Genomic DNA, 12,665 nt, shown 5'->3' with positions numbered 1-12,665 from the left:
GGAATGGGTCAGGGGGTCAGGGGCTTGGTCATGCAGCGGCTTGAGTCGTAGGTGCGGTAGTGGCCGAACTTGGTGGGGGCCGGGGTGTAGCCCTCCGAGGAGTAGAGGGCGATGGCTTCCGGCTGCTGGTCGCCCGTTTCCAGGACCATGCGGACGCGGCCCGCGGTGCGGGCGTCCGATTCGAGGGTGGCGAGGATGTGGCGGGCCAGGCCCAGGCCGCGGGCTTCGGGTATGACGTACATCCGCTTCAGCTCGGCGTCGCCGTCCGCGTAGCCCTCCTCGTTCTCGTCCATGGCGCGCCAGCCGCCGCTCGCGACGGGGGCGCCCTGGGCGTCGTAGGCGAGGAGGTAGAGGCCGTTCGGCGGGGCGAACATGGCCGGGTCGAGGGGCGTGGCGTCGCCGTCGCCCTCGTAGCGCGCCTGGTACTCGAGCTGGACCTGGTCGTTGAGCTTGACCGCGTCCGGGTGGTCGTACGGCACGGCGCGGAGCTGGATCCCGTGAGGCATTCGGACATCGTAAGGCCGTCGCACGCGGGGGTACGCTGGTGACCGTTTTGTTGTCGTGGGGGCGCGATGTTGTGGAGCTGAGCCTTGATCACTGTGACGTCCGTGAACGTGAACGGAATCCGCGCCGCCGCCAAGAAGGGGTTCGGGGAGTGGCTCGCCGGATCCGGCGCCGACGTGGTCTGCCTCCAGGAGGTCAGGGCCGAGGAGGGCCAGATTCCGGAGGAGGTGCGCCGGCCCGAGGGATGGCACACCGTCTTCGCGCCGGCCGCCGCGAAGGGGCGGGCGGGGGTCGCGCTGTACACGCGGCGCGCGCCCGAGCGCGTACAGGTCGGCTTCGGGAGCGATGAGTTCGACGCGGCCGGGCGGTACCTGGAGATCGACCTCCCCGGCGTCACCGTCGCCAGCCTCTACCTGCCGTCGGGCGAGGCCGGGACCGAGAAGCAGGACGAGAAGTACCGCTTCATGGCCGAGTTCCACACCTACCTCGTCGCGCTCAAGGAGCGCGCCGCCGCCGAGGGGCGCGAGGTGTTGGTCTGCGGGGACTGGAACATCTGCCACCGCGAGGCCGACCTGAAGAACTGGAAGACCAACCGGAAGAACGCGGGCTTCCTCCCCGAGGAGCGCGAGTGGCTCGGGCAGGTCTACGACCAGGCCGGATACGTGGACGTGGTGCGCGCGCTGCAGCCCGAGGGCGAGGGACCGTACTCCTGGTGGTCCTACCGCGGGCGGGCCTTCGACAACGACGCGGGCTGGCGGATCGACCTGCACGTGGCCACGCCGGGGCTGGCGGAGCGGGCCGTCAAGGCGTTCGTCGAGCGCGCCGAGACCCACCCCGAGCGGTGGTCGGACCACGCCCCCGTGACCGTCGTCTACGAGCTGGGCGCGCTGGGCTGAGCCGCGGGGGCCCGCGCCCCCCGGTGCTCCCGGGCCGCCATCAGGCGGTCCATGGCCATCGTCAGCTCCGCCTCGACCACGCTCTTGGCGAGCGGACGCAGGCGCTCCGCGGCCCCCTCGGGCAGGTGGGCCTCCATCAGCTCGGTGAACAGCACGGCCAGGTCGTCCGCGTGGGCGCGCACCCGGCGGCCCGTCTCCAGCACGGCGGCCAGCGGGATGCCCTCGCGGACCAGGGCCGAGGAGACGTCGAGCAGGTTGCGGCTGACGTGGACGATCTCGTCCCCGTCGGTGGCGAGGTAGCCGAGGTCCAGGGAGGCCGCCAGGTTCTCCGGGGTGACCTCGCCCTCGAAGTAGTCGGCCAGCGCCTGCGGGGTGAGGCGGACCGGGGTCTCCTGGGACCAGCCCATGCCGAGCAGTTCGCCGAGCTGGCTGACGTCGCGGCCGTTCTCGAAGGCCGCCGTCAGCTCCGCGATGCCGCCGAGGGTGTGGCCGCGCTCCAGGAGGGCGGCGATGGTGCGCAGCCGGGCCAGATGGTGGTCGTCGTACCAGGCGATGCGGCCCTCGCGGCGCGGCGGCGGGAGGAGCTTGCGCTCGCGGTAGAAGCGCAGGGTGCGCACGGTGATGCCGGCCGCCTCGGCCAGTTCCTCCGTGCGGTACTCGCGCGCCGGCTCCGTACGCTCCGCCGGGTCGCCGCAGTCCGCCCGGCCCGCCGGGTCGGCCGCCGGGTCTGCCTCTCGCGCCTCTTTGTCCGCCACAGGCGCACCCTAAGGCGTACCGGGGGTAACTTTCCCTTCGCGCCCCCTACCCATGAGTACGGAGCTGCTCTACGCTCCAACCGTGCCAGTGATTGCTGGCGCGATTGCGGGGTGCAGGCTGTGAGTGAAGCGGAAGCGGAAGCGGAGGCGGCGGGCATGGGCGGACACGCGGATGAGCGTGAGCACGTAAGGGTGGCGGTGGTCGGGTCCGGTTTCGGCGGGCTCGGAGCGGCCGTCCGGCTCCGGCGCGAGGGGGTCACGGACTTCGTGGTCCTGGAGCGCGCGGACTCGGTGGGCGGGACCTGGCGCGACAACGAGTACCCGGGGTGCGCCTGCGACGTGCCCTCGCACCTCTACTCCTTCTCCTTCGCCCCCAACCCCGACTGGCCGCGCACCTTCTCCGGCCAGCCGCACATCCGGGCCTACCTGGAGCACGTCGCGGACACCTTCGGCCTGCGCCCGCACCTGCGGCTGAACACCGAGGTCGAGATGATGCGCTGGGACGCCGAGGCGCTGCGGTGGGAGATCGAGACCTCGAAGGGCGGCTTCACCGCCGACGTGGTGGTCTCCGCGACCGGACCGCTCTCCGACCCGAAGACGCCGGAGGTGCCGGGGCTCGCCGGCTTCCCCGGCAAGGTCTTCCACTCCGCGCGCTGGGACCACGACTACGACCTGCGCGGCAAGCGCGTCGCGATGATCGGGACCGGGGCCTCGGCCATCCAGATCGTGCCCGCCATCGCGCCCGACGTGGAGCGCCTCACCCTCTTCCAGCGCACCCCGCCGTGGGTGATGCCGCGCACCGACCGCGCCATCAGTGCCGGGGAGCGCTGGCTGCACCGCCAACTGCCCTTCACCCGCGCCGCGCGCCGCGGCCTGCTGTGGGGCATCCGCGAGCTCCAGGTCGGCGCCTTCACCAAGCACCCGAACCGGCTCGGCCTGATCGAATCCCTGGCCAAGGCCAATATGGCCCGCTCCATCAAGGACCCGGCGCTGCGGGCCAAGCTGACCCCGTCGTACCGCATCGGCTGCAAGCGGATCCTGCTGTCGAGCGAGTACTACCCGGCGCTGGCCAGGCCGAACGTGGACCTCGTGGCCTCGGGGCTCAAGGAGATCCGCGGCTCGGTGCTGGTCGCGGCCGACGGTACGGAGACCGAGGTCGACGCGATCGTCTTCGGTACGGGCTTCCACGTCACGGACATGCCGATCGCGGACCGCGTGGTCGGCGTCGAGGGCAGGACGCTGGCGGTGGAGTGGAAGGACGGGATGCAGTCGCTGCGCGGGGCGACCGCGGCGGGCTTCCCGAACTGGATGACGATCATCGGGCCGAACACCGGGCTCGGCAACAGCTCGATGATCCTGATGATCGAGTCGCAGCTGAACTACCTCGCCGACTACGTCCGTCAGCTCGGCCTCCTCACGCCGGGCGGCCGGGGCGCGAGTGGCGGCGCGGGCGGGCGCACCGCGCTCGCCGCACGCCCCTCCGCCGTGCACGCCTGGAACCGGCGCGTGCAGGACCGGATGAAGCGGACCGTGTGGAACACCGGCGGCTGCACCAGCTGGTACCTCGACGCGAACGGGCGCAACACCACCGTGTGGCCGGGGACGACGGCCGAGTTCCGGCGCGAGACGCGGCGGGTGGACCTCGCCGAGTACGAGGTGCTGCGCGGCCGGGTCACGGGGGGCGGGCCCGCCCCCGCCCACGACGCTGCCGCGGAAGCCGTGACCGTGGGCGCCGAAGAGGGCGCCGCGTGAGCGCCCGGCGCACGCCCCACGTCACCACCGGGCCGTACGCGCCCCCGGCGGCGCGGCGGACCCTGGAGGTCGTCTCCGCCGACGGCTCCCGGCTGCACGTCGAGGTGCACGGGGAGGAGGGCGCCCCCGCCGTGGTCCTGGCCCACGGCTGGACCTGCTCCACCGCCTTCTGGGCCGCGCAGGTCCGCGCCCTGGCCGCCACCCACCGGGTGATCGTCTACGACCAGCGGGGCCACGGCCGCAGCCCGGCCCCCCGGGCCTACGGCACGGGGGCGCTCGCCGACGACCTGGTCGCCGTCCTCGCGGCCACCTTGGCCCCCGGGGAGCGCGCGGTGGTCGCCGGGCACTCGATGGGCGGGATGACGGTCATGGCCGCCGCCGGGCGGCCGGAGTTCGACGAGCGGGTCGCCGCCGCGCTGCTGTGCAGCACGGGCAGCTCCCGGCTGGTCGAGGAGGCGTTGGTGGTGCCGCTGCGCGCCGGGCGCACTCGGACCCGGATGACCGGCGCGGTCCTCGGCTCGCGCGCCCCCCTGGGGCCGGTCACGCCGGTGGGCCTGAAGGTGCTCAAGTACGCCACGATGGGCCCAGGTTCGGCCCCGGACCGGGTCGAGGCGTGCGCCCGGATCGTGCACGGCTGTCCCACCGGGGTGCGGCACGGGTGGTCGCAGGTGCTCCACGGGCTGGACCTGGACGACCGGCTCGCGCACCTCACCGTGCCGACCGCGGTCATCGGTGGCACGGCCGACCGGCTCACCCCGGTCGTGCACGCCCGCGGGCTGGCCGCCGCGCTGCCGCACTGCGTCGGGCTCACCGAGCTGACCGGCATGGGCCACATGACCCCGATCGAGGCCCCCGAGGCCGTCACGCGCGTCATCCGGGAGCTGGCCGCGCGCTACCTCGCCGGGCCGACCGCGACGGCCACCCCCGGCACGGCCCCCAACGCGGCCCCGAGTACGGCCCCGAGCGCGGCCGTCAGCACGTCCCCGAGCACGACTTCGCGCACGAAGGACACGAAGGAGAAGACGCCGTGAGCGAGTCCAGGAGTCTGGAAGGCCAGGTCGCCGTCGTCACCGGCGCCGCCCGCGGCGTCGGCGAGCTGCTGGCCCGCAAGCTGTCCGCGCGCGGGGCCCGGGTCGCGCTGGTGGGTCTGGAGCCGGATGCCCTCAAGGAGGTCGCCGACCGGCTGCACACCGACAGCGACCACTGGTACGCCGACGTCACCGACCACGAGGCGATGGCCCGGGTGGCCCAGGAGGTCAAGCAGCGCTTCGGCAAGGTGGACATCGTCGTCGCCAACGCCGGGGTCGCGGCGGGCGGTCCCTTCGCCGACTCCGACCCGGACGCCTGGCGCCGGGTGATCGAGGTCAACCTGATCGGCGGGGCCGTCACGGCCCGCGCGTTCCTGCCGGTGCTGGTGGAGAGCCGGGGGTACTTCCTCCAGATCGCCTCGCTCGCCGCGATCACCCCCGCCCCGATGATGACGGCGTACTGCGCCTCCAAGTCCGGGGTCGAGGCCTTCGCGCACTGCCTGCGCGCCGAGGTCGGCTACAAGGGCGTCAAGGTGGGCGTCGGCTACCTGTCCTGGACCGACACCGACATGGTGCGCGGGGCCGATCAGGACGAGGTCATGCGGGAGCTGCGCCAGCGACTGCCGTGGCCGTCGAACCGCACGTACCCGCTCGGGCCCGCCGTCGACCGGATCGTCGCCGGCATCGAGCGGCGCTCGGCGCACGTGTACGCGCAGTGGTGGCTGCGGGGGATGCAGGGCGTGCGCGGCTACCTGCCGGGGCTGATCGCCTCGGTCGGGCAGCGCGAGATGAAGCGGTTCGAGCCGCGGCTGGCCGGTGTGTCGCGGGGGCTGGTGGGCGCGGGCGGAGCCGCGGACGAGCAGGAACGCACCAAGCGCGTCTGATCGGGAGGGGCGCGACCCGTGGACGGTCGGGTCGCGCCCCTCGGCCGGTGGATGCCGTGCTCGGTGCTCGGTGCTCAGCGCGCCGTGCTCAGCGCTCGGAGGCCTCTTCGTAGGGCTGGTCGAAGGCCGTGCGCGCCCGTTCCTTCGCCCGCTCGGAGGCCTGGGCCGCTCGCTGGGAGCCTTCGTCCTGCGGCTCCTGCGCGGCTGCCCCGGCCCGCTCGGCCAGCTCCTTCGCCTTGTCCTGGAACTGCTCTCTGATTCCCATGCGAAACAGACTTCCATGGCCGGATATACCGCGCATTTCGATCAACCGTCCGACCGGGGCGGCAGTTGCGGACGGCGTCGGTCCGGTACGTCCGCGTAGCCGGGCGGCACGGCCGCCGGGTCCTGTTCCAGCAGTTCCAGCGCCAGGTGCACCGCGTCGTCGAGCTGTGCGTACCGCCCCTCCGCCCAGTCGAGCGGGGTGCGCAGGATCGCCAGGTCCGGTTCCACGCCGTGGTTCTCCACCGACCAGCCGTACTCCGGGAACCAGGCCGCGTTCATCGGGACCGTGATCACCGTGCCGTCCCCGAGGGTGTGACGGCCGGTCATGCCGACCACCCCGCCCCAGGTGCGCTGGCCGACCACCGGTCCCAGGCCCAGGAGTTTGAAGGCCGCGGTGATCATGTCGCCGTCCGACGAGGTCGCCTCGTCGGCGAGCGCGACGATGGGACCGCGCGGCGCGTTCGAGGCGTACGAGACGGGCTGGGCGTTGCGGGTCAGGTCCCAGCCCAGGATCGAGCGGGTCAGCTTCTCCACCACCAGCTCGCTGATGTGCCCGCCCGCATTGCCGCGGACGTCCACGAGGAGGGCGGGCCGGGACACCTCCAGGCGCAGGTCCCGGTTGAACTGCGCCCACCCGGAGCCGCCCATGTCGGGGATGTGCAGGTAGCCGCACTTGCCGCCGCTCAGCTCACGCACCACCGCGCGGCGCTTGGCCACCCAGTCCTGGTAGCGCAGCGGTCGTTCGTCGATGAGCGGGACGATCGCGACCCGGCGGGAGCGGCCCTCGCCCTCGGCGGGTTGGAAGGTCAGCTCGACCGTGGTCCCGCCCGCGGCGGACAGCAGCGGATAGGGTCCGGCCAGCGGGTCCACCGGCCGGCCGTCCACGTGGGTGAGCACCGCGCCCTCGCGGATCCCGGTGCCCGCCAGGGGCGAGCGGGCCTTGGAGTCGGAGGAGTCGCCGGGCAGGATCCGGGCGACCACCCAGGCGCCGTCCCGGGGCACCAGGTCGGCGCCCAGCAGCCCGATGGCGCGCTGGTAGTGCGGCGGGCCCTCGTTGCGGCGGGCGGGGGCGACGTAGGCGTGCGAGGTGCCCAGCTCGCCGAGGACCTCGCGCAGGAGGTCGGCGAACTCGTCGGGGGACGCCACGCTTTCGACCAGGGACCGGTACTGGCGCAGGATGCCGTCCCAGTCGATCCCGCACATCTTCGGTTCCCAGAAGTAGGCGCGGATGATCCGCCCGGCCTCCTCGAAGGCCTGGCGCCACTCGGCGGCCGGGTCCACCTCATGCAGGATCCGGCGCAGGTCGAGGTAGACCGTCGAGTCGCTGTCCCCCGACTCCGTCGCGGGGACGGCGCGCAGGTCCCCGTCGTCATTGACGACGAGGCGGGTCCCGTCGCCGCTGACGGCGAACCAGTCCAGCCCGGAGGCCAGTTCGGTCTTGCGCGCCTTGGTGATGTCGAAGTGCTCCAGCGTCGGTTTCCCGCTGGTGTCGGCGGGATTGGCGAAGGTCTCGCCGAGCGCGCCGGAGATGGGCCAGCGCAACCACACCAGCCCGCCACCACTCACCGGGTACAGGGCGGAGTACTTGGAGGCGGTCACCGGGAAGGGCGTGACCCGGCTCTCCAAGCCTTCCACCTCCACCGTCACCGCCCCGTCACCCGCATCGGCGTCCCCCTCGACCGGATCGAGTCCGCCCGCCGCCGGGCGCCCGTCCGGCGACAGCGCGAAGGGCGAGGGGGTCGCCGAGGACAGCGGCACCAGGTACGGGCGGCAGCCCAGCGGGAAGGACAGGTCCCCGGTGTGCACGTCGTAGACCGGGTCGAAGCCGCGCCACGAGAGGAACGCCAGGTAGCGCCCGTCCCGGGTGAAGACCGGATTCTCGTCCTCGAAGCGGCCGTTGGTGACGTCGACGATGGTCCGCCCGCCGGGACCGGAGATCCGGGCCATCTTGATCTGCCGCAGCGAGCGCCCGATGCCCGGGTGCGACCAGGTCAGCCAGCACCCGTCGGGGGAGAAGGCGAGGTCGGTCACCGGCCCGTTGATCGACCGGATCAGCTCGGTGACCTCCCCGTTGGACTCCTCCGTAGCGTCGATGAGCAGGACCCGACCGTCGTTGGAGGCGATCGCGAGCCGTTCCCCGTCCGGGTCCGACACCAGCTCCAGCACGCGCCCGAGCGCGCCCGAGGCGAGCCGGCGCGGCTCCCGCTCGCCGCTGGCCCGGGGCAGGTAGGCGATCTCGACAGCGTCCTCGCCCTCCGCGTCGGTGACGTAGGCGACCTGGCCGCCGCTGCCCAGCATCTCCGGCATCCGCACCCGCACGCCGGGGGTGTCGGCGATGGTGCGCGCGGGCCCGTCGCGGTGGGTGAGCCAGTACAGGCTGCCGCGCACCACGACCGCGCTGGCCCGCCCGGTGGCGTCGACGGAGAGGGAGTCGACGTGGCTGGCCGCCGGGACCTGGTAGGTGCGCCGCCCCGCGCGCGGGCCGCCGAGGCGCACTTCCAGCTTGCGCGGTACGGAGCCGGGCGCGAGGGAGTCGACGAGCCAGAGGTCGCCCGCGCACTGGTAGACGACGCGGGTCCCGTCGCTGGAGGCGTGGCGCGCGTAGAACTGCGCGTGGTCGGTGTGTCGGCGCAGCCCGGTGCCGTCGGGCAGGCAGGAGTACAGGTTGCCGATTCCCTCGTGGTCGGAGAGGAAGGCGATCCGGCCGTCCACGAACATCGGGGAGTCGAGGTGGCCCTCGATGCCCTCCAGCAGCCGCTCGCCGTGCAGCCACAGCCGTCCGGTGGCGCCGCCGCGGTAACGCTTCCAGGCGGCGGGTTCGTGCGGGGGCTTGCCGGTCAGCAGCAGGGTCCGGCGCTCGCCGCCGTCCGCCTCCTGGACGGCGATGTCGGACACCGGGCCCCAGGGCAGGCGGCCGCCCGGGCTGCCGTCGGTCGGCAGGCTGTAGGCCCAGGCGAAGTACGAGAAGGGCTGGCCGTGGGAGGAGACGGCCAGGATGTCGCTGCGGCCGTCCTTGTCGGGCGGGGTCCAGCCGCAGACCCGGGTGTCGGTGGAGCCCCAGTGGGTCAGGCGGCGCGCGGGACCGCCGTCGACGGGGGCGAGGTGGATCTCGGGGTCGAGGCTGCGCCAAGTGGTGAAGGCGATGTGGCGGCCGTCCGGGGAGAAGCGGGGGTGGCCGACCCGGGTCCGGTCGACGGTGATCCGCCAGGCCCGGCCGACCGGTTCTCCAGGAGGAACCAAGGGCGCCACCCAAAGATCGTCCTCAGCGGCGAAACACAGCATGTCGTCGTGCAGGTGCGGGAACCGGAGGTACGCGACGTCGTGACTCACCCCCCAATGCTTTCCGCGCCGAGGGGGCCCGGCAACTCGGGCCCGGCACCTCGTACAGGTGATCCGCGCGTGACGCACACCACTGGCTAAGCGAAACGGAACGGTTTCGTTTCGCTAGCGACGCGGGTATCGTCTGTGGAGTACGAGGTGTGTCCGTTCGGGAAGCGACCGGTGGAAGGACGTGGAAATGACCGAAGAGGTCTTGTCACGGCGCAGCCGGATCACCCCCGAGCGGGAGGCCGAGCTGCACGGAGCGGTCCTGGACCTGCTCCGCGAGGTCGGTTACGAAGCGCTCACGATGGACGCCGTCGCGGCGCGCACCAAGTCCAGCAAGGCCACCCTCTACCGCCAGTGGGGGAGCAAGCCGGAGCTGGTCGCCAAGGCCCTGCGGTGCACCCAGCCGGTCTCGCTGCGGGACATCGACACGGGCAGCCTGCGCGGCGACTTCGCCGTCATGATCGAGAACTCCGACGACGCCCAGATGGCGAAGGACACCGCGCTGATGCGCGGGCTGGCGCACGCGGTCCACGAGAGTCCCGAGCTCCACAAGGCACTGCGCGAACTGCTCGTCGACCCGGAGATCAGTGGTCTCCAGTCGATGTTGCAGCGGTCGGTGGACCGGGGCGAGATCGCTCCCGACTGTCCGGCGCTCGACTTCGTACCCCACATGCTCATCGGGGCGTTCATCGCGCTCCCGCTGATCGAGGACCGGTCGGTGGACCGGGTCTTCCTCGCCGACTTCATCGATGCCGTGGTGTTCCCCGCCCTCGGCGTCTGAGCCAACCCTCTCGACCCTCTCGGCCCTTTCGACCCCATTTCGCTGCTCCTGACACGCCGCTCTCGTCGTCGGGCCGGCTCATCACGCCCTGATCCATCACGGATCCATCCCACGACCCGAACGGGAGAACCGCCGACGTGGCCACCTTCCTCTACCGGCTCGGCCGGGGCGCCTTCCGGCGCCGCCGCTTCGTCGCCCTCGCCTGGGTGGCATTGCTCTTCGTCGCCATCTTCGGCGCGGCCACCGCGGCCGCGCCGACCTCCGGATCCTTCTCGATACCCGGAACGGAGGCCCAGCGGGCCTTCGACCTGCTCGACCAGCGCTTCCCCGGCATGTCCGCCGACGGCGCCACCGCCCGCGTGGTGATCAAGGCCCCGGCGGGCCAGAAGGTCGGCGACCCCGCGAACAAGACCGAGGTCGAGAAGATCGTCTCGGGGCTGAAGTCCGGGGCGGGCGCCGACCAGATCGCCTCGGTCACCGACCCGTTCCAGGCGCAGGCCGTCAGCCAGGACGGCTCCACCGCCTACATCAGCACGAAGTACAAGGTCAGCGGCATGGAGCTGACCGACAAGACCCGTGACGCGCTGAAGGAGTCCGGCAAGGACGCCCAGGCCCACGGATTGACCGTCGAGATCGGCGGCGACGCGCTGATGACGGCGCCCGAGACCGGTTCCGGCGAGATCGTCGGCGTCGTCATCGCGGCGATCGTCCTGGTCATCACCTTCGGCTCGTTGATCGCGGCCGGGCTGCCGCTGCTGACCGCGCTGATCGGCGTGGGCATCGGCGTCTCCTCGATCACCGCGCTCGCCAACGTGCTGGACCTCGGCTCCACCACCTCCACGCTCGCGATGATGATCGGCCTCGCGGTCGGCATCGACTACGCGCTCTTCATCGTCTCCCGCTACCGGGTGGAGCTGGCCGAGGGCCACGAGCGCGACGAGGCCGCCGGCCGGGCCGCCGGAACCGCGGGCTCCGCGGTCGTCTTCGCCGGTCTGACCGTGGTCATCGCCCTCGTGGGGCTGGCCGTCGTCAACATCCCGATGCTCACCAAGATGGGCTTCGCGGCCGCCGCGACCGTGGTGATCGCGGTCCTCGTGGCGCTCACGCTGGTCCCGGCCATCCTCGGCTTCGCGGGTCGCAAGGTGCTGCCCGCCGGTACGAGGAGCAAGCTCTTCGGCAAGGGCAAGCCGGCCCGCAAGGCCGCCGACGGCGGCGTCGAGGAGCGGCCGAACGGTGGCACCCGCTGGGCCCGCTTCGTCCTGCGCCGCCCGATCATGGTGCTGCTGGCCGGTGTGATCGGCCTCGGCGCGATCGCGATCCCGGCGAGCAGCCTGGAGATGGGCCTGCCCGACGACGGCGCCCAGCCGGTCTCCACCACCCAGCGCAAGGCCTACGACCTGCTCTCCGACGGCTTCGGTCCGGGCTTCAACGGCCCGCTGATGGTCGTCGTCAACGGCGGCCAGAGCCTCGCCGACAGCACGGTCGAGCGGATCAAGAAGCTCGACGGGGTCGTCGCGGTCACCAAGCCCGTCCTGAACGAGGCCGGCGACGCCGCGGTCATCACGGTCATCCCGCAGGACCGCCCGTCCTCCGCGAAGACCGAGGACCTGGTCCACGAGATCCGCGCGGGCAGCGGTGAGAACGTCTACGTCACCGGCGCGACCGCGATGAACATCGACTTCTCGCAGAAGATGAACGACGCGCTGCTGCCGTACCTGGCGCTGGTCGTCGGCCTCGCCTTCCTGCTGCTGATGCTCGTCTTCCGCTCGATCCTGGTCCCGCTCAAGGCGGCCCTCGGCTTCCTGCTGTCGGTCGTCGCGGCCCTCGGCGCGGTCGTCGCGGTCTTCCAGTGGGGCTGGCTCGGCTCGCTCTTCGGGGTGGAGCAGACCGGTCCGATCATGTCGATGATGCCGATCTTCATGGTGGGCGTGGTCTTCGGTCTGGCCATGGACTACGAGGTCTTCCTGGTCACCCGGATGCGCGAGGCGTACGTCCACGGCGAGCGTCCCGGCCAGGCCGTCGTGACCGGCTTCCAGTACAGCGCGCGGGTCGTCGTGGCCGCGGCCGTCATCATGATCGCCGTGTTCTCCGGCTTCATCGGGGCCAGCGAGCAGATGATCAAGATGATCGGCTTCGGCCTCGCGATCGCGGTGTTCTTCGACGCCTTCGTGGTCCGCATGGCCATCGTCCCGGCCGTACTGGCCCTGCTCGGCCACAAGGCCTGGTGGCTGCCGGCCTGGCTGGACCGGATCCTGCCCAACGTGGACGTGGAGGGCGAGAGCCTGCGCAAGCACCTCGCCGGTTCCACCGCCGCCGAGGGCCCGGACGCGGACCGCGAGCTGGTCAAGGTCTGAGTCCCGGGCCGGGCCGGTCCCGCACCGGCCCCGCCACGAACGGCCCGGCCCCGCACCCCCCCCCCGGGGGTGGGGGGGGGGGGTTCTTGGTTGAGACGATGTGGTGGGGGGGGGGGGATC

10 protein-coding genes are annotated in these 12,665 nt (G+C 72.5%); 6 read left to right on the top strand and 4 right to left on the bottom strand.

Annotation, left to right across the window (positions count from 1 at the left end; genetic code table 11):
• Positions 1–8: 8 nt before the first annotated feature.
• Positions 9–506: a GNAT family N-acetyltransferase gene (locus ACZ4UB_RS06970; RefSeq protein ID WP_354380500.1), complete on the bottom strand. Its 498-nt coding sequence runs from the start codon at positions 504–506 to the stop codon at positions 9–11.
• A gap of 84 nt (positions 507–590) precedes the next feature.
• Between ACZ4UB_RS06970 and ACZ4UB_RS06965 the strand changes: the two genes are divergently transcribed.
• Positions 591–1,400: an exodeoxyribonuclease III gene (locus ACZ4UB_RS06965; RefSeq protein WP_468068747.1), complete on the top strand. Its 810-nt coding sequence runs from the start codon at positions 591–593 to the stop codon at positions 1,398–1,400.
• Here ACZ4UB_RS06965 and ACZ4UB_RS06960 read toward each other — a convergent pair.
• Positions 1,376–2,041, bottom strand: coding sequence for a MerR family transcriptional regulator (locus ACZ4UB_RS06960; protein ID WP_468068931.1), 666 nt, complete (start codon positions 2,039–2,041; stop codon positions 1,376–1,378). The genes ACZ4UB_RS06965 and ACZ4UB_RS06960 overlap by 25 nt on opposite strands.
• A gap of 270 nt (positions 2,042–2,311) precedes the next feature.
• Between ACZ4UB_RS06960 and ACZ4UB_RS06955 the strand changes: the two genes are divergently transcribed.
• Genes ACZ4UB_RS06955 through ACZ4UB_RS06945 form a run of 3 tightly spaced genes read left to right on the top strand, consistent with a single transcriptional unit; the run spans position 2,312 to position 5,819 of the window.
• Positions 2,312–3,907 carry a flavin-containing monooxygenase gene (locus ACZ4UB_RS06955; RefSeq protein ID WP_468068929.1) on the top strand — a complete coding sequence of 532 codons (1,596 nt, stop codon included), beginning with the start codon at positions 2,312–2,314 and terminating at the stop codon, positions 3,905–3,907.
• Complete coding sequence (locus tag ACZ4UB_RS06950; RefSeq protein ID WP_468068743.1) at positions 3,904–4,938, top strand: alpha/beta fold hydrolase; 1,035 nt, start codon at positions 3,904–3,906, stop codon at positions 4,936–4,938. The genes ACZ4UB_RS06955 and ACZ4UB_RS06950 overlap by 4 nt, the downstream gene beginning before the upstream one ends.
• Complete coding sequence (locus ACZ4UB_RS06945; protein WP_468068739.1) at positions 4,935–5,819, top strand: SDR family oxidoreductase; 885 nt, start codon at positions 4,935–4,937, stop codon at positions 5,817–5,819. The genes ACZ4UB_RS06950 and ACZ4UB_RS06945 overlap by 4 nt, the downstream gene beginning before the upstream one ends.
• An 88-nt stretch (positions 5,820–5,907) precedes the next feature.
• Here the strand turns inward: ACZ4UB_RS06945 and ACZ4UB_RS06940 are convergent, their stop codons facing one another.
• Together ACZ4UB_RS06940 and ACZ4UB_RS06935 are read right to left on the bottom strand one after the other, a co-directional pair.
• Complete coding sequence (locus ACZ4UB_RS06940; RefSeq protein ID WP_354380505.1) at positions 5,908–6,084, bottom strand: hypothetical protein; 177 nt, start codon at positions 6,082–6,084, stop codon at positions 5,908–5,910.
• Between the two features lie 41 nt (positions 6,085–6,125).
• Positions 6,126–9,413 carry a S41 family peptidase gene (locus tag ACZ4UB_RS06935; RefSeq protein WP_468068736.1) on the bottom strand — a complete coding sequence of 1,096 codons (3,288 nt, stop codon included), beginning with the start codon at positions 9,411–9,413 and terminating at the stop codon, positions 6,126–6,128.
• Between the two features lie 187 nt (positions 9,414–9,600).
• On the opposite strand from ACZ4UB_RS06935, the gene ACZ4UB_RS06930 reads away from it, so the two are divergent.
• Complete coding sequence (locus ACZ4UB_RS06930) at positions 9,601–10,191, top strand: TetR/AcrR family transcriptional regulator (RefSeq protein ID WP_354380507.1); 591 nt, start codon at positions 9,601–9,603, stop codon at positions 10,189–10,191.
• Between the two features lie 137 nt (positions 10,192–10,328).
• Positions 10,329–12,545, top strand: coding sequence for an MMPL family transporter (locus ACZ4UB_RS06925; RefSeq protein ID WP_468068732.1), 2,217 nt, complete (start codon positions 10,329–10,331; stop codon positions 12,543–12,545).
• The last annotated feature ends 120 nt before the right edge of the window (positions 12,546–12,665 follow it).

Source organism: Streptomyces sp. NPDC028419, from assembly GCF_055565515.1.
The sequence above is the reverse complement of the archived record's forward strand: the minus strand, read 5'-3'. Positions and strand labels throughout refer to the sequence as shown.